General features: G+C 70.9%; 19 protein-coding genes and 1 riboswitch. Of the genes, 1 reads left to right on the forward strand and 18 read right to left on the reverse strand.

The window, feature by feature from the left end; all coding sequences use genetic code 11:
- Positions 1-39 precede the first annotated feature (39 nt).
- From argH to pheS, 12 genes are all read right to left on the reverse strand, one after another.
- Positions 40-1,464, reverse strand: a complete 1,425-nt coding sequence (gene argH, locus H7694_RS10215; RefSeq protein WP_193596408.1) for an argininosuccinate lyase — start codon at positions 1,462-1,464, stop codon at positions 40-42.
- On the reverse strand, positions 1,461-2,393 hold the full coding sequence (gene argF, locus H7694_RS10220; protein WP_193596409.1) for an ornithine carbamoyltransferase: 933 nt from the start codon (positions 2,391-2,393) through the stop codon (positions 1,461-1,463). The genes argH and argF overlap by 4 nt, the downstream gene beginning before the upstream one ends.
- Positions 2,390-3,613, reverse strand: coding sequence for an acetylornithine transaminase (locus H7694_RS10225; RefSeq protein WP_193596410.1), 1,224 nt, complete (start codon positions 3,611-3,613; stop codon positions 2,390-2,392). Before H7694_RS10225 ends, argF begins: the two co-directional genes overlap by 4 nt.
- Positions 3,610-4,536, reverse strand: a complete 927-nt coding sequence (argB, locus tag H7694_RS10230; protein ID WP_193596411.1) for an acetylglutamate kinase — start codon at positions 4,534-4,536, stop codon at positions 3,610-3,612. The genes H7694_RS10225 and argB overlap by 4 nt, the downstream gene beginning before the upstream one ends.
- On the reverse strand, positions 4,533-5,690 hold the full coding sequence (argJ, locus tag H7694_RS10235; RefSeq protein ID WP_193596412.1) for a bifunctional glutamate N-acetyltransferase/amino-acid acetyltransferase ArgJ: 1,158 nt from the start codon (positions 5,688-5,690) through the stop codon (positions 4,533-4,535). Before argJ ends, argB begins: the two co-directional genes overlap by 4 nt.
- Positions 5,687-6,787, reverse strand: coding sequence for an N-acetyl-gamma-glutamyl-phosphate reductase (gene argC / locus H7694_RS10240; RefSeq protein ID WP_193596413.1), 1,101 nt, complete (start codon positions 6,785-6,787; stop codon positions 5,687-5,689). Before argC ends, argJ begins: the two co-directional genes overlap by 4 nt.
- Positions 6,788-7,103: 316 nt before the next feature.
- Positions 7,104-9,230: a bifunctional hydroxymethylpyrimidine kinase/phosphomethylpyrimidine kinase gene (locus H7694_RS10245; RefSeq protein ID WP_193596414.1), complete on the reverse strand. Its 2,127-nt coding sequence runs from the start codon at positions 9,228-9,230 to the stop codon at positions 7,104-7,106.
- Positions 9,227-10,087 carry a hydroxyethylthiazole kinase gene (gene thiM, locus H7694_RS10250; protein ID WP_193596415.1) on the reverse strand — a complete coding sequence of 287 codons (861 nt, stop codon included), beginning with the start codon at positions 10,085-10,087 and terminating at the stop codon, positions 9,227-9,229. The genes H7694_RS10245 and thiM overlap by 4 nt, the downstream gene beginning before the upstream one ends.
- A riboswitch (TPP riboswitch) is annotated at positions 10,079-10,172 on the reverse strand. (Overlaps the previous gene by 9 nt.)
- A 123-nt stretch (positions 10,173-10,295) precedes the next feature.
- Positions 10,296-10,733: a cupin domain-containing protein gene (locus H7694_RS10255; protein ID WP_193596416.1), complete on the reverse strand. Its 438-nt coding sequence runs from the start codon at positions 10,731-10,733 to the stop codon at positions 10,296-10,298.
- A 10-nt stretch (positions 10,734-10,743) separates the two neighbouring features.
- Positions 10,744-11,331 (reverse strand): pyridoxamine 5'-phosphate oxidase family protein, encoded by a 588-nt coding sequence (locus H7694_RS10260; protein ID WP_193596417.1) that lies wholly within the window; start codon positions 11,329-11,331, stop codon positions 10,744-10,746.
- Between the two features lie 136 nt (positions 11,332-11,467).
- Positions 11,468-13,993 (reverse strand): phenylalanine--tRNA ligase subunit beta, encoded by a 2,526-nt coding sequence (pheT, locus tag H7694_RS10265; protein ID WP_193596418.1) that lies wholly within the window; start codon positions 13,991-13,993, stop codon positions 11,468-11,470.
- Entirely contained in the window at positions 13,993-15,051 is a 1,059-nt protein-coding gene (gene pheS / locus H7694_RS10270) for a phenylalanine--tRNA ligase subunit alpha (protein WP_413782914.1), read from the reverse strand. Before pheS ends, pheT begins: the two co-directional genes overlap by 1 nt.
- A 120-nt stretch (positions 15,052-15,171) precedes the next feature.
- On the opposite strand from pheS, the gene H7694_RS10275 reads away from it, so the two are divergent.
- Positions 15,172-16,677, forward strand: coding sequence for a gluconokinase (locus H7694_RS10275; RefSeq protein ID WP_193596419.1), 1,506 nt, complete (start codon positions 15,172-15,174; stop codon positions 16,675-16,677).
- Between the two features lie 18 nt (positions 16,678-16,695).
- Here the strand turns inward: H7694_RS10275 and H7694_RS10280 are convergent, their stop codons facing one another.
- From H7694_RS10280 to H7694_RS10305, 6 genes are all read right to left on the reverse strand, one after another.
- The gene (locus H7694_RS10280; protein ID WP_193596420.1) at positions 16,696-17,616 is read right to left on the reverse strand and encodes an amino acid ABC transporter permease; all 921 of its coding nucleotides are present in this window, start codon (positions 17,614-17,616) and stop codon (positions 16,696-16,698) included.
- Complete coding sequence (locus H7694_RS10285; protein ID WP_193596421.1) at positions 17,613-18,269, reverse strand: amino acid ABC transporter permease; 657 nt, start codon at positions 18,267-18,269, stop codon at positions 17,613-17,615. The genes H7694_RS10280 and H7694_RS10285 overlap by 4 nt, the downstream gene beginning before the upstream one ends.
- A 65-nt stretch (positions 18,270-18,334) precedes the next feature.
- The gene (locus H7694_RS10290; RefSeq protein ID WP_193596422.1) at positions 18,335-19,246 is read right to left on the reverse strand and encodes a glutamate ABC transporter substrate-binding protein; all 912 of its coding nucleotides are present in this window, start codon (positions 19,244-19,246) and stop codon (positions 18,335-18,337) included.
- 43 nt (positions 19,247-19,289) lie between these two features.
- A complete protein-coding gene (locus tag H7694_RS10295) occupies positions 19,290-20,036 on the reverse strand; it encodes an amino acid ABC transporter ATP-binding protein (protein ID WP_413782915.1) in 747 nt (248 codons plus the stop codon).
- Positions 20,037-20,209: 173 nt separating this feature from the next.
- Positions 20,210-21,208, reverse strand: coding sequence for a TAXI family TRAP transporter solute-binding subunit (locus tag H7694_RS10300; protein WP_193596423.1), 999 nt, complete (start codon positions 21,206-21,208; stop codon positions 20,210-20,212).
- Complete coding sequence (locus tag H7694_RS10305) at positions 21,205-22,581, reverse strand: sensor histidine kinase (RefSeq protein ID WP_193596424.1); 1,377 nt, start codon at positions 22,579-22,581, stop codon at positions 21,205-21,207. Before H7694_RS10305 ends, H7694_RS10300 begins: the two co-directional genes overlap by 4 nt.
- Between the last annotated feature and the right edge of the window lie 2 nt (positions 22,582-22,583).

A 22,583-nucleotide genomic window follows, 5' to 3' on the forward strand; every position in this document is an offset into this window, starting at 1 on the left:
CCGATCACGGGGCCCCGCGAGGGATGTCAGAGGCGGATCTCAGAGGCCCAGGGCGTGCGCGGCGGCCTGAGCCCGCGTGATGAGCTCGGCGCGCTGCTCGGCCACCCGCACCGGGGCGGTGCCGCCCGCGCCCGTGCGCGAGGCCACCGAGCCCTCGATGGTGAGCACCTCGCGCACCTCGGGAGCCAGGTGCTCCGAGACCGAGCGCAGCAGCTCGTCGTCGGCATCCTCCAGTCCGATGCCGCGCTGCTCGCAGGCGCGCACCAGCGCGCCGGAGATCTCGTGCGCGTCACGGAAGGGCACCCGGCGCTTGACGAGCCACTCGGCCACGTCGGTCGCCAGTGAGAAGCCCTGCGGGGCGAGCTCGGCCATCCGGGCCGTGTCGAAGCGCAGCGTCGCGATCATGCCCGCGAACGCCGGCAGCACCACCTCGAGGGTCTGCACGGAGTCGAAGACCGGCTCCTTGTCCTCCTGCAGGTCGCGGTTGTACGCCAGGGGCAGGCCCTTCAGCGTCGCCAGCAGGCCCGACAGGTTGCCGATCAGGCGCCCCGACTTGCCGCGCGCGAGCTCGGCGATGTCGGGGTTCTTCTTCTGCGGCATGATGCTCGAGCCCGTCGAGTAGCCGTCGTCGAGGGTGACGAAGCCGAACTCGCGGGTGTTCCAGAGGATGATCTCCTCGCTGAGGCGGGAGAGGTCGATGCCGGTCATCGCGGCGATGAAGGCGAACTCTGCCACGACATCGCGTGCGGCGGTGCCGTCGAGCGAGTTCTCGGCCGGGCGGTCCAGACCCAGCTCCCGGGCGACGAGGGCCGGGTCGAGCCCGAGCGTGGAGCCGGCGAGCGCTCCCCCGCCGTAGGGCGAGAAGCCCGCGCGGCGGCGCCAGTCGACCAGGCGCTCCAGCTCGCGCACCAGCGGCCAGGCGTGCGCCTGCAGGTGGTGGGCGAGCAGCACCGGCTGGGCGTGCTGCAGGTGGGTGCGGCCGGGCAGGATCGCATCCGGGTGCGCCTCGGCCTGCGCGACCAGCGCGTCGATCAGGCGCAGCAGGTCGCGGGCGATGATCTGCGCGTGGTCGATGAGGTACATCCGCACGAGCGTGGCGATCTGGTCGTTGCGGCTGCGGCCCGCGCGCAGCCGGCCGCCGAGCTCGGGGCCGAGCTCGGCGATCAGCGCCTGCTCGAGCGCGCCGTGCACGTCCTCGTCACCGGGGGCGGGGCGCAGGGTGCCGTCGGCCACCCGGCCCGCCACGGCATCCAGCCCCTCGTGCATGCGGGCGGCCTCATCGGCATCCAGGTATCCGGCGGCCTCGAGGGCCTTGGCGTGGGCGTGCGACCCGGCGATGTCGTAGTGGGCGAGGATCCAGTCGAAGTGCGTCGAGCGGCTCAGCGCCGCGAGCTCGGGCGAGGGTCCGCTCGCGAACCGCGCACCCCACAGGGCGCCCTCGTTCGTGCCGTGCTCCTCGCTCACTTCTCGTCCTTCTTCGCCAGCAGCCAGACCAGCAGGGCCTTCTGCGCGTGCAGCCGGTTCTCGGCCTCGTCCCAGACGACGCTCTGCGGGCCGTCGATGACCTCGGAGTCGACCTCGTAGCCGCGGTCGGCGGGAAGGCAGTGGATGAAGATCGACTCGGGGTCGGCGAGATCCATGATCTCGGTGGTGACCTTGTAGCCGCCCAGATCCCGCAGGCGCTCGATCTTCTCCTCCTCCTTGCCCATCGACACCCAGGTGTCGGTGACGACGACGTCGGCGCCGAGCGCCGCCTCGCGCGGATCGGTGAGCAGGGTGATCGAACCGCCGGTCTCGGCCGCACGCTTCTCGGCGGCGGCGACCACGTCGGGGCGAGGGGCGTAGGCGGCGGGCGACGCGATGCGCACGTGCATGCCCGCGGTGACCCCGGCGAGCACGTAGGAGTGCGCCATGTTGCTGCGGCCGTCGCCGAAGAAGGTCAGGGTCAGTCCGCTCAGGCGCCCCTTGTGCTCGCGGATGGTGAGCAGGTCGGCCAGCAGCTGGCACGGGTGGAAGTCGTCGGAGAGCGCGTTGACGACGGGCACGCGGGTGCCGCGGGCCATCTCCTCGAGCCCGGCCTGCGCGTAGGTGCGCCACACGATCGCGGCGACCTGCCGCTCGAGCACGCGTGCGGTGTCGGCGGGGGTCTCCTTGCCGCCGAGCTGGCTGTTCGCGGTGGAGATGATCAGCGGCGAGCCGCCGAGGTCGGCGATGCCGACGGCGAAGGAGACGCGGGTGCGGGTGGAGGACTTGTCGAAGATCACCGCGACCGTCTGCGGTCCCGCCAGCGCCTTGTTCGCCCAGCGGTCCTTCTTCAGCTCGAGGGCGAGGTCGAGCACCTCGGCCTGTTCGGCCGGGGTCAGGTCGTCGTCGCGCAGCAGGTGGCGGGTCACGCGGGGTTCTCCTTGGTCGAGAGGTCGGATGCGACGGCGGCGAGCGCCGCGCCGAAGAGGGTGAGGAACTCCGCCACCTCGGCGTCGCCGATGGTGTACGCCGGGGCGATGCGGATGATGTCCTCGGTGGGGGCGTTGATGATGAGGCCTCGCTCGTGCGCGGCGGCGCGCACCTGGGCGGCCACGGGGGCGGACAGGCGGATGCCGATGAGCAGCCCGGCCCCGGTGGTGCCGGTGACCAGCGGATGCTCGGCGACGCCGGCGCGCAGCTGCGCGCCCCTGGCGTTCACGTTCTCGAGCAGCTTCGCGTCCTCGATGTGGCCGAGGACCGCGTTCGCCACGGCGCTGGCGAGCGGGTTGCCGCCGAACGTCGAGTTGTGCGTGCCGGGGTAGAACAGCTCGCTCGCCGCGCCGAAGGTGATCAGCGCGCCCAGCGGGAAGCCGGCGCCGATGCTCTTGGCGAGGGTCACGGCATCCGGCACAATTCCCTCGCGCTGGAACGCGAACCACTCGCCGGTGCGGCCCGAGCCGGTCTGCACCTCGTCGAGGATGAGCAGCGCGTCGTGCTCGGCGGTCAGCTGCCTGGCCCGGGCGAGGAAGCCCTCGGGCAGCTCGACCACACCGGCCTCGCCCTGAATGGGCTCGACGATGATCGCGGCGATGCCGCCCTCGGCAGCGGCGGCGAACCGGGCGAAAGCAGCCTCGAGGCTGTCGATCGACCGCTGCACGGTGACCACGTCGGGCACGGCGGGCAGGAAGGGGTCACGGTACACGGCCTTGGGCGTCAGCGACAGCGTGCCCATGGTGCGGCCGTGGAAGGCGCCCTCCACGACGAGGATCGTGGTGCGCCCGCGCGGGTTGCCGTGCAGCCGGGCGAGCTTGATGGCCATCTCATTGGCCTCGGTGCCCGAGTTCGCCAGGAACACGCGTCCGCTCTCACCGGTGCCGGCCAGGCGCTTCAGGCGAGCGGCGAGCTCGAGCTGCCCCGGGGATGCGAAGTAGTTCGACACGTGCGCGAGAGTGGCGGCCTGACGTGAGACCGCCTCGACGAAAACCGGATGCGCGTGACCGAGGCAGTTCACGGCGATGCCGCCGAGGAAGTCGAGGTACCGGTTGCCGTCGGCATCCCACACCCACGAGCCCTCACCGCGGGTGAGCAGTGCGAGCCGCCCGCCCAAGCTCATCAGATCGCGCGATGCGTCATCGTTCCAGTCAGTCACTTCTTCTCGTTCCGCTCGCTCGATTCATCGGCGACCACTTCCGTGCCGATCCCCTTGCTGGTGAACAGCTCGACCAGCACCGAGTGCGGCACGCGTCCGTCGATGATGGCCGCCGCGTCGACCCCGCCCTCGACCGCGTCGAGGCAGGCGCGCATCTTCGGAATCATGCCCGACTCCAGCGACGGCAGCATCTCGGTGAGTGCGCTGGAGGTGATGTGCGAGACCAGCGAGTCACGGTTCGGCCAGTCGGCGTACAGGCCCGCGACGTCGGTGAGGATGACGAGCTTGCGGGCGCCCAGCGCCGTGGCGAGGGCTGCGGCCGCGGCATCCGCGTTGACGTTCAGCGACTGACCGGGGTGGTCGAGGTCGGGAGCGATCGACGAGACGACGGGGATGCGCCCGGCTGCCAGGTGGTCGAGCACGGGAGTCGGGTCGACCTGCACGACGTCGCCGACGCGGCCGAGGTCGACCTCTTCGCCGTCCACGACGATGCCACGGCGGCGGCCGCCGAACAGGCCCGCGTCCTCGCCGCTCAGCCCCGTGGCGATCGGGCCGTGGGAGTTGATCTTCGCGACCAGGGTGGGGTTGATCTGCCCGGTGAGCACCATCCGCACGACGCTGATGGCCTCGGTGGAGGTGACCCGGTACCCGCCCTTGAACTCGCTGGGGATGGCCAGCCGGTCGAGCATGCTGGAGATCTGCGGTCCGCCGCCGTGCACGACGACCGGCTGCACGCCCACGTACCGCAGGTAGGCGATGTCCTGCGCGAAGGCCTCCTGCAGCTCGTCACTGACCATCGCGTTGCCGCCGTACTTGACGACGACGATCTGGTCGCGGAAGCGCTTGAGCCAGGGCAGCGATTCGATGAGGGTGGCCGCCTTGTACGCGGCCTCCTCGGGGGCGGTCTGCTGCAGATCTGTCATGAGGCGTAGGCGCTGTTCTCGTGCACGTAGTCGTGGGTCAGGTCGTTGGTGAGGATCGTCGCGGTGGCCTCGCCGGCCTTCAGATCGATCTCGATGAGCGTCGCACGCGGGGTGAGGTCGACGTCCTCGCGCGGGCGGTCGGGGCCGCCAGCCGAGCAGACCCGGATGCCGTTCATCGACACGTCCACGTCGTACGGGTCGAACTGCGCCGAGGTGGTGCCGATCGCGGCCAGCACGCGGCCCCAGTTCGGGTCGTTGCCGAAGATGGCCGCCTTGAAGAGGTTGTTGCGGGCCACCGAGCGGCCGACCTCGACCGCCTCCTCCTCGGTGGCGGCGTTCTGCACCTCGATGGTGATGTCGTGGCTGGCGCCCTCGGCATCCTTCTGCAGCTTCTGCGCGAGGTCGCGGCACAGCTCGGTGAGCGCGGCGGCGAACTCCTCGAGGTCGGGGCGGATGCCGCTGGCGCCGCTGACGAGCAGGGTGACCTGGTCGTTGGTCGACATGCAGCCGTCGGAGTCGAGCCTGTCGAAGCTCACGCCGGTCGCGCTGCGCAGGGCCGCGTCGGCCTCGGCGGCCTCGAGGTCGGCGTCGGTGGTGAGGACGACGAGCATGGTGGCAAGGCCGGGGGCCAGCATCCCCGCCCCCTTGGCCATGCCGCCGATCGTCCAGCCGTCGCGGCTGACGACCGCGGTCTTCGAGACCGTGTCGGTGGTCATGATGGCCTCGGCGGCGGACTGCCCGCCGTCGGCGCTGAGGGCGGCGATCCCCTGCTCGACGCCGTCGAGCACCTTGCCGCGGAAGACCTCGTCACCGGTGCCGATCAGCCCGGTGGAGCACACCAGGATGTCGCCGGCGCTGACCTCGAGCAGCTCGGCGGTCCGCTCGGCGGTGAGGTGCGTGGTCTGGAAGCCGAAGGGGCCGGTGAAGCAGTTCGCGCCGCCGGAGTTGAGCACGATCGCCTCGACCGTGCGGTCGGCGATGACCTGCTGCGACCACAGGATCGGGTTGGCCTTGGCGCGGTTGGTGGTGAACACCGCCGCGCCGACCTTGCGGGGTCCGCGGTTGACGACGACGGCGACGTCGGGCTTTCCGGTGCTCTTCAGGCCGGCTGCGACGCCGGCCGCCTCGAATCCCTGGGGTGCGGTGACGCTCACGGCGCTACTCCGTTCACGGTGAGGGCGCGGTCCTCGGGAAGGCCCAGCGCGATGTTCATGGACTGCACGGCGGCGCCGGCGGTTCCCTTGACGAGGTTGTCGACGGCGGTGACGACGGTGACGCGGTTGGCCGCGCGGTCGATCGCGAGGCCCATCAGGGCCGTGTTGGCTCCCAGCACGTCGGCGGTGCGCGGGAAACGCCCCTCCGGCAGCAGCTGCACGAAGGTCTCGTCGCCGTAGGCGTTCTGCCAGGCGTCGCGGATCTGCGCGTCGGTGGCGCCGGGGGCGATCGGTGCGGTGGAGGTGGCGAGGATGCCGCGTGCCATCGGCACGATCACGGGGGTGAAGGAGATGCGGATGTCCTCGGGCGCGACGGCCCGGGTCCCTGAGCCCGCACCACCCTGGGTCCCTGAGCCCGTCGAAGGGCCCGCGGCCGCGAGCGCTTGCCGGATCTCGGGGATGTGGCGATGCGTGCCGCCCACCGCGTACGGGTTGGCCGTGCCGAGGATCTCGCTGCCGAGCAGATGCGTCTTCAGGCTCTTGCCCGCGCCCGACGGGCCGACGGCCAGGACGCTGACGATGTCGGACGGGTCGATGACCCCCGCGGCGACACCGGGTGCCAGGCTGAGGCTCACGGTGGAGGCGTTGCAGCCGGGAGCGGCGATCCGGTGTGCGTCCCGCAGCACCTCGCGCTGCTTGCCCTCGCCGACGAGCAGCTCGGGGACGCCGTAGGCCCACGGCTCGTGGAACGCTCCGCCGTAGAACGCATCCCAGGAGTCCCGCGAGGTGAGCCGGTGATCGGCGCCGGCGTCGATCACCAGCGGGGTGTCGGCCAGCGCATCCGTGTACTGGCCGGACTGGCCGTGCGGCAGCGCGAGGAAGACGATGTCGTGTCCGGCGAGGATCTCGGGGGTGGTGTCCTGCAGCGTGAGGTGCGCGAGCGAGCGCAGGTGCGGCTGGTGCTCGGAGAGGGGCTGTCCCGCGTTCGAGTGCGCGGTGACGGTGCGGATCTCGATGTCGGGATGGGCTGCGAGAAGCCGCAGGATCTCGCCTCCCGCATAGCCGGATGCGCCGGAGACGGCGACGGAGTACGTCATGTATCTACCTTAACGGTCGAGGTTCGCCCGATGACGGGCCTTGCCGGGGCGGCGACACCGGCACTGTGCCCGTCGACGCACGACGGGAGCGCGGGGTCGCCTAGAGTCGGCGGTCGCCGCGGCGTCGGCGCACGGAAGTGACGCTCGCGGCGTCGTGGGCTTCGCCGTGCTCGCTCAGGAACCGCTGAGCGGGAGCGAGTGCGACCGAAGACATGCCGCGACAGTAGCGCCCCTGCCGCGGCATCCGCAAATCCGGCACGTCACATGGCGCACCGCCCCCTGCTCGACGCGCGGTCGGCGGGTGGTCAGCGCCGGGTCATCGCAGGTCGAAGAACGCCCTCTCGTGCTCGCACGCGGCGAGGAACGCGCGGTGCATGCGTGCGCGCTGCTCCCCGTCGGCTGCGACGGCAGCCGCCGCGACGTATCCGATCGCCCGCTCGTTCGCCGCCTCGAAATCCGGGTCGGCGTACGTCGCCAGCCACGACGCGTACGGATGCTCGGGATCGCGCGCGTACGCGCCGAAGTCGCCGGCATGCAGCCGCAGCCCGAGGTCGGTGTACAGCCAGAAGCAGGGCAGGATCGCGGCGATCAGCACGCGGTAGTCGCCGGTGAAGGCGGCGGCGCGCAGGTGGTCGAGGTACGCGGTGCACACCGCGCTCGGCGGGGTGTCGAAAGTGCCGACTGAGACGCCGGTGGCCGGCGTCAGCCATCCCGCGTGCAGTTCGAGTTCGACGGCGATCGCACCGTGCGCCGAGTCGGCCCAGAACGCCTGCTCCTGAGGGGTCGGTGCGAGCCGGGCGGCCTCGGCGAGCACCCGGGCGTACTCGCGGAGGTAGAGCGCATCCTGCGCGAGGTACTCGAGGAACAGCCTGCGCTCGAGCGTGCCGTCGGCGAGCGCACGGATGAAGGGCAGCTCGTCGATGTCGCGCCGGATGTGCTCGGCGCTGCGCCACCACTCCTCGCGGATGCTCTCGGCTGAGGGACGCGTCTCCAGGCCGCCGCGCCGCCACAGCCCCGCGAAGTGGCTGATCGGACCGTGGCCGCGGCCGACGTCGAGGGCATCCGCGTCGGTCAGCGACTCTCGCAGCCAGGCACGGCTGGAGGCGACCGCCTGCGTCCAGTCGAGCCCCCGCGCGCGCGTCGTGGCGAGGGCGGCCGAGAGTGAGCATCCGGTGCCGTGCGTGCTGGTGGTGGCGATCCGCGCACCGTCATACCCGGCGATGACGCCGCCCGGCCCGACCAGGGCATCCGGTGACTGGTCACCATCGAGGTGGCCACCCTTGGCCAGCACGAGCGCTCCGGTGCGCGCGGCGACCTCGCGAGCGGCGTCGAGCGCGTCGTCCCAGCCCTCGAGCGTCCGGCCGGCGAGCACCGCGAGCTCACCGAGGTTCGGGGTGATCAGATCGGCGCGCGCGGCGAGATCGACGAGGGCGCTCTCGGCTGCGGTGTCGAGCAGCCGGTCGCCGCTGGTGGCGACCATCACCGGGTCGAGCACGACGACCGGCGGTCGCTGCTCGTCGAGCCACGCGATGACCGTCTCGATGATCTCGGTGCCGGCGAGCATCCCGATCTTCACCGCGTCGATGCCGATGTCGTCTGCGATCGCGTCGAGCTGGGCGCGCAGGAACGAGGTCGGCGGCACGTGCACGTCGCGCACGCCCTGCGTGTTCTGCGCGGTGAGGGCGGTGATCGCCGCCATGCCGTAGCCGCCGTTCGCGGCGATCGACTTCAGATCGGCCTGGATGCCCGCCCCGCCCGACGGGTCGCTGCCGGCGATGCTGAGCACCCGCGGCGTGCGCGCTCCTCGCCATTCCCGCCGCAGTGCGCGGGCCGCGGCGCGCGGGTCGTCGGTCGCGCACAGCGCGGACACCACGGCCACGCCCGCCGCCCCGGCATCCCGCAGCGCGGCGACGTCGTCGATGCCGACCCCGCCGATCGCGACGGCGGGGACCGGGCTGGATGCGGCGAGCGCGCGGAACCCGTCGATGCCGAGTGCCGGCGGATGGTCGGGCTTGGTGGAGGTGGGCCGGATCACCCCGACGCCCACGTAGTCGACGGTGCCGGCGGGCAGCCCGCGCACGGCGTCGAGGTGCTCGGGGGTGTTCGCGGTGAGTCCGATGACGGCATCCGCTCCGAGCAGAGCACGGGCGTGCCGGACCGCGGCATCCGACTGGCCGAGGTGCACGCCGTCGACGCGCGCTCCGCGACGGCGCGCCTCGACGGCCGCGTCGAGCCGGTCGTTGACGAGCAGGAGCGCCCGCCCGTCGATCGCGTCGGACAGTTCGACGAGGCGGTCTGCGGTCTCGGCGTCGGAGGCGTGCTTGTCGCGCAGCTGCACGACCGTGACTCCGCCGGCCAGGGCTTCGCGGACGGTCTGCACCACCCCGCGGTCGCCGCAGAGCGCGTCGTCGGTGACGAGATAGAGCGACAGGTCGAGGCTCATCGCGCCGACTCCCCCGAGAGAGCGGCCTCGTCGACGCGAGCGGCATCGGCGAGCTCGGCGGGCTGGATCGCCGCCAGTTCGTCGAGCAGCGCGACGGCGAAGCTGCCGGGGCCGGATGCCGTGACGGCCGCGCGTTCCGCGGCGACCGTATAGACGAGAGTGGCGGCGGCGACGGCATCCAGCGGATCGGTGCCTGTTGCGCGGGCGGTGCCGAGGAACGCGGCCATCACCGCGCCGAGCGCGCAGCCGCCGCCGGTCACCCGGGTCAGCAGCGCATCGCCGTTGGCGATGCGCACGATCCGCTGCCCGTTCGTGATGTGGTCGACCGGGCCCGACACGGCCACGACGCTCCCCCACTCGGAGGCGAGCGTGCGGGCGGCGTCGAGGGCGGCATCCGGGGTGTCGGTGGCGTCGACTCCCCTGCCGCCTGCGCTCAGACCGGCGAGCGCGAGGATCTCGGACGCATTGCCGCGGATCGCCGTCGGCCGCTGCGCGACGAGGTCGTGTGCGAGGGCGGTGCGTACCGGCAGCGCGCCGACGGCGACCGGGTCGAGCACCCAGGGCGTCCCCGCGGCGTTCGCGCCGGCGACCGCCTCGCGTGCCGCCTCGCGCTGCTCGGGGCCGGGGGTGCCGAGGTTCACCAGCAGTCCGGAGGCGATGCCGGCGAACATGCCGGATTCGCCGACGATGTCGACCATCGCGGGTGCGGCACCCAGGGCGAGCAGCACGTTCGCGGTGAAGCCGGTCACCACCTTGTTGGTGATGCAGTGCGTGAGGGGCGCTGCCGCGCGCAGCTCTCCCAGCAGCTCGGCGGCCGTGGCCGCGATTTCGGTCGGTGGACGCAGAAGATCGCTCATTCGCGACATCCCTTCGCTAGTACGAACTAGATCAGGTTCGACGGGTGTGATCTCAGCCGCGGATGCGGCACCCCGTGTCACTCGTGGCGAGTCTAGCCCGCCTCTGACGCCGAAACCCCTCGTGGCTGCCGATACCCCTCGTGAATCACGCGATTCAGGACGGGTGTGGGCAATTAGGAGGGGTCTCGGCGGAAGGGGGACGGACGGCTCAGGCGTCGGGCCAGGGCATCGGGCGGTCGGGGTCGCGCTTGCTGTCATCGGGCAGGTGCGGCAGCTGCTCGCCGCCGGCGCGGATGCAGAGCCAGCGCAGCTCGCCGGGACTGTCGGGGTGCGCGCGCCAGGTGCGCCAGACGTCCTGGCCGACCCGGACGACCGACCCCGCGCGCACGTCGACGACATCGTCGTCGAGGCCCATCTGGCCCTGACCCTCCAGGAACACATAGAGCTCCTCGACGCGGCTGTGGGCGTGCCAGTACCCGGCCTCCTCGCCCGGCTGGAGCGCGTTGGCCGTCATGCCGATGTACTGCATGGTCAGCTCGTGGTCCACGACCCTCCTGCCGTCGCGGGAGCGTGCGGGCGCGAAGCCTCCGTAGTGTGCGCGCCAGTCATCCAGCCCGCCGATCTCGGTCACCTGATAGTCGCTCATCGCCGCTCCTTCACCGCTCGCTCTTCGTGGTCTCGCCGTTCACGATACTGCGGGTCCACGCACGGTCGGCCCGCTCGTAGACGATCCGCAGGTGCCTGCGGTCGGAGGCTCCCTGCCAGAACTCCACCCGCTGCGGTTCGAGCCACCAGCGCACCCATTCGCCGGGCTGCAGCCCCTCGCGCGCGGCTGCGGAGCGGGCGGCGAGATCGGCGTCGCTCTCCTGCCGGGGAGCCTCCTGCACCCTTCCGCGCACGCGCACGGCGCGACGGAGCGGCTGCCACCACAGGCTCAGCGCGGCGGCGGGGGCGGCGGCGAGCTGGCCGCCCTTGGCCGAGCCGCGCGGGCCGGCGAAGGCCCAGCCGCGGTCGGTGACGTCCTTGACGATCAGTGTGCGCGCGTCCGGCATCCCCTCGGCGTCGACCGTCGCGAGGGTCGCGGCGTGCGGTTCGGCGACGCCCGCCCCGGCCGCCTCGCGGATCCAGCGTTCGAACAGCACGACCGGGTCATCCGGCAGCGCATCCGTGTCGAGCGCGGGCGGCTCGCCCGCCAATGCAGGCAGGGCGCGCAGCCAGGCGGCGAACGTCGAGCTTGAGGTCATGCCCCCATCCTGCCCCGCCCCCACGACTCCCGCGCCCCTAAGCGTCGAAACCCCTCACCAGTGCCGACACCCCTCGTGAATCACGTGATTCAGGAGGGGTCTCGGCAACCAGGAGGGGTTTCGGCGGAGGAAGCGGTCAGTCGCGGATCGTGGCGGCGAAGCGCTCGGTCGCGACCGCGACACCGGCGAGCTTGGCCTCGGTGGCCTCGGCCGCGGTGAGCGTGCGGTCGGGTGCGCGGAACCGCAGCGCGAAGCTGAGGCTCTTCTGCCCCTCGCCGAGTCCCTCGCCGCGGTAGTCGTCAACCAGTCGCGCGGCCTCGAGCAGGTCGCCGGCGCCCTCGACGAGCGCGGCGCGCACCTCGGATGCCGGGACCTCGACGCCCACGACCAGCGACACGTCCTGCGTGGCGGCGGGGAACGTCGACAGGGATGCCGCGACCACCCGGTCGCCTGCGAGCGTCAGCACGCGATCCAGATCGAGCTCGAGCACCACGGCGCGGCCCGGCAGATCGGCATCCGCCGAGACCTGCGGATGCAGTTCGCCGACGTAGCCGACCTCCTCGCCGCGCACCGACAGCACACCGGCACGGCCGGGATGCAGGGCGGCGCGGCTGGTCTGTGCGACGTCGATCTCGACGCCGGCGGCCACGCCGATCACGCGCACGGCATCCAGTGCATCACCCAGGCTCGCCGGCTGCGCCGGGCGCCCCGGCTGGCGGGGGGTCATGCTGCCCGTCAGCAGAACGGCGACGTGACGCGGCTGCGGCGGGATCGACGCATTCAGCGCGGCGAGGGTCTCGTCGTCGGGACGCCGCCCCAGCGGCGGGATGAAGTCGGTGCCGTAGACCACACCCTGCTCGGGCGTGAACACGGAGCCGCTCTCGAAGATCGCGAGATCCACGAGACCGCGCGAGATGTTGCGGTGCGCGGTCTGCAGCAGGCCCGGAAGCAGCGAGCGGCGCAGGTACGGCGCCTGCCCGTCGAGCGGGTTGGCGAGGCGGATGCTGGGCAGCCGCTCCCCCGTGGCCGAGCCGTGCAGATCGTTCTGCTCCTCGGTCGTGAACGGGAACGCCGGGGTCTCGACGAACCCGGCGGCCGCCAGCGCGTCGGCGACGCGGCGGCGCCCCTGCTGCAGCGCGGTGTACCCGCGGCCCGACGGCGGGGTGGGCAGCTCGGAGGGGATGCGGTCGAGCCCGTGGATGCGGGCGACCTCTTCGACGAGGGTCCACTTGTCGGTGAGGTCGGGACGCCAGCTCGGCGGGATGACGAACCAGCCATCGCCCTGCTCGGCTCCCGAGTCCGCCGAAGGGGTGATCTCGGCGCCGATCGTCTGCAGCGCACCGGTGATCTCATCGTCGGAGTAGTCGACGCCCACGACGCCCTGCGTGAACCCGCGGGGCAGGTCGATCCCGGGGATCTCCACCTCGGCGTACAGCGCACCGCCCTCGTCGGTCAGGGTGCCGCCGGCGAGTTCGACCATGAGGTCGGCCACGCGGCGGGCGGCGACGAACGGGATCAGCGGGTCGACACCGCGCTCGAAGCGCTTGGACGCTTCGCTGGGCAGCTTGTGCCTGCGTGCGGTGCGGGCGATCGTGACCGAGTCGAACACGGCCGCCTCGATGAGCACGTTGCGCGTGTCGTCGCTCATCTCGGTGGTGCCGCCGCCCATGACGCCGGCGAGGCCGATCGGGCCCGAGCCGTCGGTGATCAGCAGGTCCTCGACGTGCAGCGTGCGCTGCTGGCCGTCGAGCGTCGTCAGCCGCTCACCCTCGTGCGCGCGCCGGACGACGATGCCGCCCTGCAGCTTGTCGAGGTCGTAGCCGTGGATCGGGTTGCCGAGCTCGAGCATGACGTAGTTCGTGATGTCGATGAGCACGCCCAGCGAGCGCATGCCGGCCAGCGACAGGCGCGCGATCATCCACGGCGGCGTGGGGCGCGACGGATCGACGTCGCGCACCACGCGCGCCACGAACTCGCGGGCGCCCGCGTTGCCGCGGATCGGATTGCGGTCGTCGACGCTGATCGCGAAGCCCGAGCCGGGCTGCAGCTCGGCGAAGTCGCGCTCGGCGGGGTCGCGGAACGCCGCGCCGGTGGCGTGCGAGTACTCACGGGCCACACCGCGCAGCGAGAACGCGTAGCCGCGGTCGGGCGTCACGTTGATCTCGACGGCGACGTCGTTCAGGTGCAGCAGCGCGATGGCATCCGTCCCGACCTCGGCATCGATGCCCAGTTCGGACAGGACCAGGATGCCGTTGTGCTCGTCACCGAGGCCCAGCTCGCGGGCCGAGGCGATCATGCCGTCGGAGACGTGGCCGTAGGTCTTGCGGGCCGCGATCGGGAACGGCCCCGGCAGCACCGAACCGGGCAGGGTCGCGACGATCCGGTCGCCCACGGCGAAGTTGCTCGCACCGCAGACGATGCCGCGGACGCCACCGTTCGAAGGGCCGACGTCGACCTGGCACCAGCGGATGGTCTTGCCGTTCTTCTGCGGCTCCTCCTCGAAGGAGAGCACCTCGCCGACCACGATCGGGCCGGAGATCTCGAAGCGGTGGATATCCTCCTCCTCGAATCCGACGGAGACGAGGGCGGCCAGCACCTCCTCCGGTGCGGCATCCGCCGCCACGTCGACGTACTCGCGCAGCCAGGAAAGCGGAACGCGCATCACACCACCATCCCGAACTGCTCGCTGAAGCGCACATCGCCCTCGGCCATGTCGCGCATGTCCTGCACATCACTGCGGAACATCAGGGTCCGCTCGATCCCCATGCCGAACGCGAAGCCGCTGTACTCCTCGGGGTCGATCCCCGCCGCGCGCAGCACGTTCGGGTTCACCATGCCGCATCCGCCCCACTCGATCCAGCGCGCGCCGCCCTTGAAGGTCGGGTGCCACAGGTCGAGCTCAGCGGAGGGCTCGGTGAACGGGAAGTAGTTGGTGCGCAGGCGGGTCTTGGCCTCGGGGCCGAACATCTGCCGCGCGAAGTGGTCGAGGGTGCCCTTCAGGTGCGCCATCGTGATGCCCTTGTCGATGACGAGTCCCTCGAACTGGCTGAACACCGGCAGGTGCGTCGCGTCGAACTCGTCGGTGCGGTACGTGCGGCCGGGGCACAGCACGTAGATCGGCACGTCGCGGTCGAGCATCGAGCGCACCTGGACGGGGCTGGTGTGCGTGCGCATCACCAGGTGCCGCGAGGTGGGGTCGACGTAGAAGGTGTCCTGCTCCTGACGGGCGGGGTGGTCGACGTCGAAGTTCAGCGCGTCGAAGTTGAACCACTCGTGCTCGAGCTCGGGTCCCTCCGCGATCTCCCAGCCCATTCCGACGAAGACGTCGCAGACCTGCTCCTGCAGGAGGGTCAGCGGATGCCGTGCACCGACGCGCGCGTGCGAGGCGACGGCCGTGATGTCGACCCGCTCGGCCTCCAGTCGCGCGGCGGTCTCGGCCTCGGCCAGCTCGCCCTCCTTGGCGGCGAGCGCCTGGGTGACCCGGCCCCGGCCCTGCCCGATGAGCTTGCCGAACGCGGCCTTGTGCTCGGGCGCGACCTGGCGCATGGAGGCGTTGAGCACCGCGAGGGGCGAGCCCTCGGCGACGTGCGCGGCACGGGCCGCCTTCAGCTGCGCGGTGTCGGCTGCGGCCTCGATCGCGGCGAGGGCTGCGGTGACCGCGGACTCCACCGCATCTGGTGTGATCTCTGCAGGCGAGGAGCTGGCTGGGATGTCTGACACGAGAATCGAGTCTACCGGCGCGCACCGACCCCGCTCGCGCGCCGACTCACACGGCATCCGGCCCTGCCGTCGGCGATAGGATCGGCGGCAACCGCGATGCATGACGACGGGAGCCCGACCATGACTGACCCGGCGATCCCCACGGCGCACAGCATCCCGCACGAGTCGGCGGTCGCGCCGTTCGTGCTGGCTATCGACATCGGCTCCGGATCCACGCGCGGATGCCTGTACGACGCCTACGCGCGACCGATCAAGAAGCGCACCGTGACGGTGTCGCACATCTTCACCGAGGATGCCGACGGCACCGCCGAGATCGACGCCGACCAGGTCGTCGCCGAGGCGGCCGAGGTCATCGACGGCGTCATCGCGGGCATCGGACCGGGACTCATCCGCGGCGTGGTGATGGACACGTTCGCCTCGTCACTGATCTGCGTCGACGACAGCGGCGACGCGATCACCCCCTGCTACACCTACGCCGACTCGCGCCCGGCGGACCAGCTCGATCGCCTGCGGGCGAGCCTGGACGAATCGGCGGTGCATCAGCGCACCGGCACCCGGCTGCACACCAGCTATCACGCGCCGAGGCTGCTGTGGCTGCAGGAGGAGCTGCCGGAGGTGTACGCCCGCACAGCCCGGTTCGTCTCCCTCGGCGAGTACGCGTTCGCGAAGCTGGCGGGTGTCGAGGGCGCCGCCACGTCGACGATGGCATGGGCGGGCATCCTCAACCGCCACACCTGCGAGCTGGATGACGAGCTGCTCGCCGCGGTCGGCGTCGACCGCTCGCGTTTCGCGCCGATCGTCGACCCCGACGAGCCGATCACCGACGTGTCGCCCGAGGTCGCGCGGCGCTGGCCCGCCCTCGCCGGCGCCGCCTGGTTCCCGGCCGTGCCGGACGGCTTCGCCTCCAACATCGGAGTGGGTGCCGCCGATCCCGCCACCGCCGCCATGTCGGCCGCCACCTCGGGCGCGATCCGCGTGATCGTCGACGGGACGCCGGAATCGCTGCCGGACGGACTGTGGGCGTACCGGGTCTCGCGGTCCCAGTCGATCGTCGGCGGGGCGCTCAACGACGTCGGACGGGTCACGCTGTGGCTGCAGAGCACGCTCGCCCCGCTGACACCGGACGAGATCGACGACGTGATGCGCGCCGAACCGGAGGAGGGCACCCCGCTGATGCTGCCCTTCCTGACCGGAGAGCGCTCGACGGGCTGGGCGGGCGATGCGCGCGCGGTGCTCACCGGCGTCTCCTCCTCGTCGGGTCCGCGTGAACTGTGGCGCGGCGCCGCCGAGGGCATCGCGATCTCCTATGCGCGGTTGTTCGATCAGCTGCGCGAGGTGAGCCCCGGGATCACCCGGCTGATCGCCTCCGGAGGCGTATCGAGCACCTACCCCGGCTTCATGCAGGTGGTGGCGCAGGCGCTGGACTTTCCCGTGCAGGTCGTCGAAGTCAAGCGCGTCACCATGCGGGGAGCCGCCGCGTTCGCGCTGTCGGTGCTGCAGCCGGGACGCCCACTGGCCACGGTCCCGGCGACGGCACTCACGGAACCGGATGCCGCGCAGCAGCCGTACTACGACCACCTGCGCCGGCGCTTCGCCGAGGCGTACCGGGCGAACGTCGCCGATTGATGAGGCCGGACGGTCCGATCAATGGCCGTTCGAGTCGCGCCTGCGCCCGCCACGTCGCTGCATGGCGATGACCTCGGTCACCGTGGACCCGTCGTGCGCGCGCGGATCGGCGGCAGCATCCGGGGTGTAGCCCTTCAGCTTCGGCGAGTGCCGGGTGCGGATCTCCAGCCACTTCGCGACGCCGGCGAGGATCAGGCAGAGCAGGATGTAGATGCCGCCGATCACGAACGCGGACTGCAGGATCGGGCGCCCCTGCTGCGAACTGAGCAGCTTGGCGTAGTAGAGCAGTTCGGGGTAGGTGATGATGAACCCGAGCGCGGTGTCCTTCAGCGTGACGACCAGCTGCGCGACGATCACCGGCAGCATGGCGCGGATCGCCTGCGGCAGCAGGATCAGCCGCATGACGCCGCTCTTGCGCAGGCCGATCGCGTAGCCGGCCTCCTTCTGCCCCTTCGGCAGCGCCTCGATGCCGGCGCGCAGCACCTCGGCGAGCACGGAGCCGTTGTAGACCATGAGCGCGAGGACGACAGCCCAGTACGGGTCCATCTTGACGCCCACGACCGGCAGTCCGTAATACAGCAGCATCATGAACACCAGCACAGGCACCGCACGGAACAGCTCGGTGATGACCGCGACGGGGACGCGCACCCAGGCGTGATCGGAGAGCCGGCCGATGGCCAGCACGAAGCCGAGCACGAGGCTCAGCACACCTGCCAGCGCGAACGCGCCGAGTGTCCGGCCCAGTGCCTCGAAGATGCTCATCCACACGTTCGTGAACGTGAAGACGTACCACTTCTGCGGCTCGAACTGTCCCGTCACGAACATGCGGTACAGGACGAAGCCGATCGCCGCGAGCACCACCAGGACGGTGAGCACCGCGAGGATGCGGTTGCGGGCGATCGCCCGCGGGCCGGGGACGTCGTACAGCACCGAGCTCATCGTGCGATCCTCCATCGGTTCTCGAGATACCGCTGCACGCCGCTCATGGCCATGACCAGCACGACGAACACGACGGCGACCCAGAGCAGCACTTCCATCGGGTTGCCAGGCCGGTCGGGTGCATCGTTGATCGTGGCGCGCAGCGCGGCCAGCTCCGCGATGGAGAAGCCGGCTGCAACCGTCGTGTTCTTCAGCAGGGCGATGAACACGCTCATCATCGGCGGCACGACCGAGCGGAAGGCCTGCGGCAGGATGACGAGCGTCATCACCTGACCGAACGGCAGGCCGATCGCACGGGCGGCCTCGGCCTGCCCGACGTGCACGGTGTTGATCCCGGCGCGCAGCACCTCGGCGACGTAGGTCGCCGTGTAGATGCCGATCGCGAGGATGCCGAGAACGGTGTTGCCCAGCTCCGGCAGCCCGAGCTGCGGGTAGCCGAAGACGAAGAAGAAGAAGACGAGGGTGAGCGGGGTGTTGCGGATGATGTTCACGTAGGCGGTGCCCACGGCCCGCGCGATCGGCACCGGCGAGACGCGCATGGCGCCGACGATGATGCCGAGCACCAGCGCGATGACGCCGCCGACGAAGAACACCAGCAGAGTGTTCCCGATGGCGTCGCCCCACAGGTCGAGGTTCCCGAAGATGACGTCCACGCCACCCTCCCCTTCTCAGGCTGTCCCGGGGCGGCCCGGTCGTGCCGGACCGCCCCGGAGGATGATCAGTACGCGTCGACCTGCGGCTGGTCGACCTTGATCCCGGACGAGCCGAGGTTCTTGTCGAAGATCGCCTGCCAGGTGTCGCCGCCCTCGGTGAAGAGGTCGTTGATGTGCGCACGCAGCGCGTCATCGCCCTTCGTCAGGCCGACGCCGTAGCGCTCCTCGGTGAACAGGCCGCCGGTGACCTTGAGCTCGTCGGGGTACTGGGCCGCGTAGCCGATCAGGATCGCCTGGTCGGTGGTGACAGCGTCGACCTTGCCGTCGAGCAGGTCCTGCACGCAGGCGGAGTACAGGTCGTACTCCTGCGTCTGGATCTCGGGGAAGTTGGCCTTGATGTTCTGGATCGGCGTGGAGCCGGTCGCCGAGCAGACCTTCTTGCCGTTGAAGTCCTCGAGCTTGTCGGCCTCGGGTGCGTCCTTCGCGACGAGCAGTCCCTGCCCGGTGATGAAGTAGGGACCGGCGAAGTCGATCTGCTCCTTGCGCTTGTCGTTGATCGAGTAGGTGCCGACGTAGTAGTCGATGTCGCCGTTCACGATCGCCTGCTCGCGGTTGGCCGAGGCGATCGGCTTGTACTCGATCTGGTCGTCGCCGAAGCCGAGCGAGGCGGCGATCCAGCGTGCGATGTCGATGTCGAAACCGCTGCGCTCACCGGTGGTCGCGTCGAGGTAGCCCAGACCCGGCTGATCCTCCTTGACGCCGATGATCACGCCGTCGCGCTCGGTCATCGCCTCGAATGTGGGGCTGCCGTCGAGCGAGACGTCCTCGGCGACCTCGAACAGCGGCTTGTCGCCGCCGTCACCGCCGTCGCCGGTGCCGCCGCCCGGCGTCGCGGGGCTGCCGCTGTTGCAGGCGGTGAGGGCGAGCAGTGCCGCCGCGCCGATTCCGATACCTGCGAGTGCTCGTGTGCGTCGCATGTCCGTCTCCTTCTTGTGCTGTGATGCGGATGGTTCAGGGATGTCAGTGAGTGAGCAGCTTGGAGAGGAAGTCCTTCGCCCGGTCACTCTTCGGGTTCGTGAAGAACTCCTCGGGCGTCGCCTCTTCGACGATCTGCCCGTCGGCCATGAACACCACGCGGTTCGCGGCCTTGCGGGCGAAGCCCATCTCGTGGGTGACGACGATCATCGTCATGCCGTCCTTGGCCAGGCCGACCATGACGTCGAGCACCTCGTTGATCATCTCGGGGTCGAGCGCGCTGGTCGGCTCGTCGAAGAGCATCACCTTCGGGTGCATCGCCAGGGCGCGCGCTATCGCCACGCGCTGCTGCTGACCGCCGGAGAGCTGGGCGGGTAGCTTGGACGCCTGCTGAGCGACGCCGACGCGTTCGAGCAGTGCCATGGCCTCCTTCTCGGCATCCGCCTTCTTGAGACCTCGCACCTTGATCGGGCCGAGGGTGACGTTCTCGAGGATCGTCAGGTGCGCGAAGAGGTTGAACGACTGGAACACCATGCCGACCTCGGCGCGCAGGTTCGCCAGACCCCTGCCTTCGGCGGGGAGCGGCTTGCCGTCGATCGAGATCGTCCCGCTGGTGATCGTCTCAAGCCTGTTGATCGTGCGGCACAGCGTCGACTTGCCCGAACCGGACGGACCGATGACGACGACGACCTCTCCCTTGTCGACCGTGAGGTTGATGTCCTTCAGAGCCTGAAAATCGCCGTAGTGCTTCTGCACGTTGTCGACGACGACCAGCGCTTCCGCTGTGCTCATGCTGTCTCCTTCGGGACGGGTGATCCGACGGAGCCGCGCCTTGTGGCCGTGCGCGATGTCAAAGGTCTCCGTCGAATCCACTGATCGCTTCAGGATATGCACGCGGTGATGGCCGGGCCAGTCCCTTGAGTGTTTCTTGAGTGTGCCGGAGTGTTTCTTGAGTGTGCGGACGCTCAGCCGTGCGCGCCGCGGTAGTACTCCGCTGCGCCGGGATGCAGCTGGATGGGATCGGTGAAGATCGCCAGGCGCCGATCCAGGAGGGCTGCCGCCGGCACCTCGCGGGCGATCTCGGTGCGCGAGGAGAACAGCACTGTCAGCACGTCGCGGATGAGCCCGTCGGGGGCGTCGGCCGAGGTGACGAGGTAGTTCGGCACGGTCATCGCGGCGGTGGGCTGGTCACCGCCGTAGGCTCCCACCGGGAATTCGGCCTCACGGTAGGAACCGGCGTGGGCCAGGCCCGCCCGCTCGACAGCATCCGCATCGATCGAGAGCAGCCGGATCTCGACCTCTGCGGCGAGCCTCTCGATCCCCGGCGTCGGCAGTCCGCCGACCCAGAAGAACGCGTCGATCCGCCGTCCGGTCAGAGCGGCGATCGAGGCGTCCAGGCCGAGTCGGTGATCATCGACGGTCGACTCGTCGACGCCGGAGGCCGCCAGCACCCGCCGTGCGACCACGCTCACTCCCGAGCCGGTCGCGCCGAGTGAGAGGCGACGGCCCGCGAGGTCAGAGATGTGGCGGATGCCGGAGTCGTCGCGCACGACGACGTGCACGTACTCGTCGTACAGACGCGCCACCGCGCGGATCGGCAGCGGACTACCGAACTCACCGGCCCCGGCGACCGCGTCGGCGACGACATCGCTCTGGGCGAAGCCCAGCTGTGCCTCGCCCGCGGCGATCCGGCGCAGATTGTCGACTGAGCCGTTCGTCTCGATGAAGCGGACGTCGGCGTCGAAGTCATCGGAGAGCTTCTGCACCAACTGCTGACCATAGTCGTAGTACACGCCGGTGACGCTTCCGCCTGCGAGGCGGAAGGGTTCGCCCGCCCACTCCGGGTGCACCGGTGCGCATCCGGAAGCCAGCAGCAGAGCGGCCGTGACGAGGGTCGCCCAGGCACTCCGGCCCGGCCACCGCAGCGGTCGCCACGGCTTCACGCGGTGCCGGCGCGTGCTCATCGTCGCTCCTCGTCGGGCAGGTCGAAGCAGACGCGAAGGCCGCCTCCCTCCGCCCCCTCGACGCTCACACGCCCGCCGACGGAACGCAGCAGGTCACTCGCGATGGCGAGGCCGAGGCCGGAGCCGGGCGTGTTCTGATCGCGGGAGCTGCGCCAGAAGCGGTCTGTCGCCTGATCGAGCTCGCCGGGTTCGAGCCCCGGACCCCGGTCGCGCACCGAGATGCGGCATCCCTCCGCGGTGCGGACGGCGCTGACGTCGATCCGTCCGCCGTCCGGCGAGAACTTCACGGCGTTGTCGAGCACCGCATCCAGGGCACTCTCGACGATCGCGGCATCTGTGAGTGTGCGCACGGTGGCATCCCCGTCGGTGACGAACCTGACGTCCCTGCGTGCCGCGACCTCCTGCCACGCCGCGGCCCGGCGTCGCACCAGCGTCGTGAGGTCGACGTCCGCGACGGCGGCGTGCTGCCCGCCGCGCCGCGCGAAGCCGAGGAGCGTGTCGAGAATGCGGGTCATGCGCGCCCCCTCCTCGCGGATCTTCTCGACGTCCGCCGCCCCCACCTCGCCGATGTCGGTGGCGAGCACCTCCACCCGCAGCAGCAGGGCGTTGAGCGGGTTGCGCAGCTCGTGCGAGGCGTTCAGCGCGAACTCCTGCTGCCGCGACACGACCCGTTCGATCTCGTCGGCCATGCGGTTGAACATCAGGATCATGTGGTGCAGCTCGGCGGGACCCGTCTCGTCGGCGATGCGGGCATCCATGTCGCCGCGCTCGATGGCCTCCATCGCGCCGTCCAGCCGACGCAGCGGCCGCAGCACCCAGCCGGCGAGGCGGAACACGATGAACAGCCCGGCGCCGATCACCGCGAGCACGACCGCTGCGGTGAGCAGCCACTGCCTGACGATCTCGGCGCGCGGCACCTCCACGCTCGCCGACATGACGACCGCGCCGATCACGTCGCCGCCGTCGAAGACCGGCTCGACCAGCGACAGATCCGAGAACTGCCACGGCAGCACGTCCTGCGGCAGCTCGCCGCGGCGCCCGGAGAGGGCGAGCGCGATCTGCGCCGCGACCTCCTCGCTCTCGATGACCCGCTCGGCGTCGTCCGGCGCCCAGGGGCGCCCCGTGCGGTCGACCACCACGATGCGCGTGCCGTAGAGGCTCCGGTAGCGATCGGCCTCGCCGTCGAAGGCGTCGCTGCTGCCCGAGAGCAGCGACTGACGGGCGCTGGTGGTGAAGTACGCCAGGTCGCCGAGCTGCTCGGCGTAGAACTCCTGCTGCACGCTGCGCGCGGCGCTCCACGCGAAGGCGCCGCCGAGAACGGTCACCACGAGCACCAGCGGCAGCAGGAAGACGATGATCAGCCGTCTGCGCATCG

This window comes from Microbacterium sp. YJN-G, assembly GCF_015040615.1.
GTDB lineage: Bacteria > Actinomycetota > Actinomycetes > Actinomycetales > Microbacteriaceae > Microbacterium.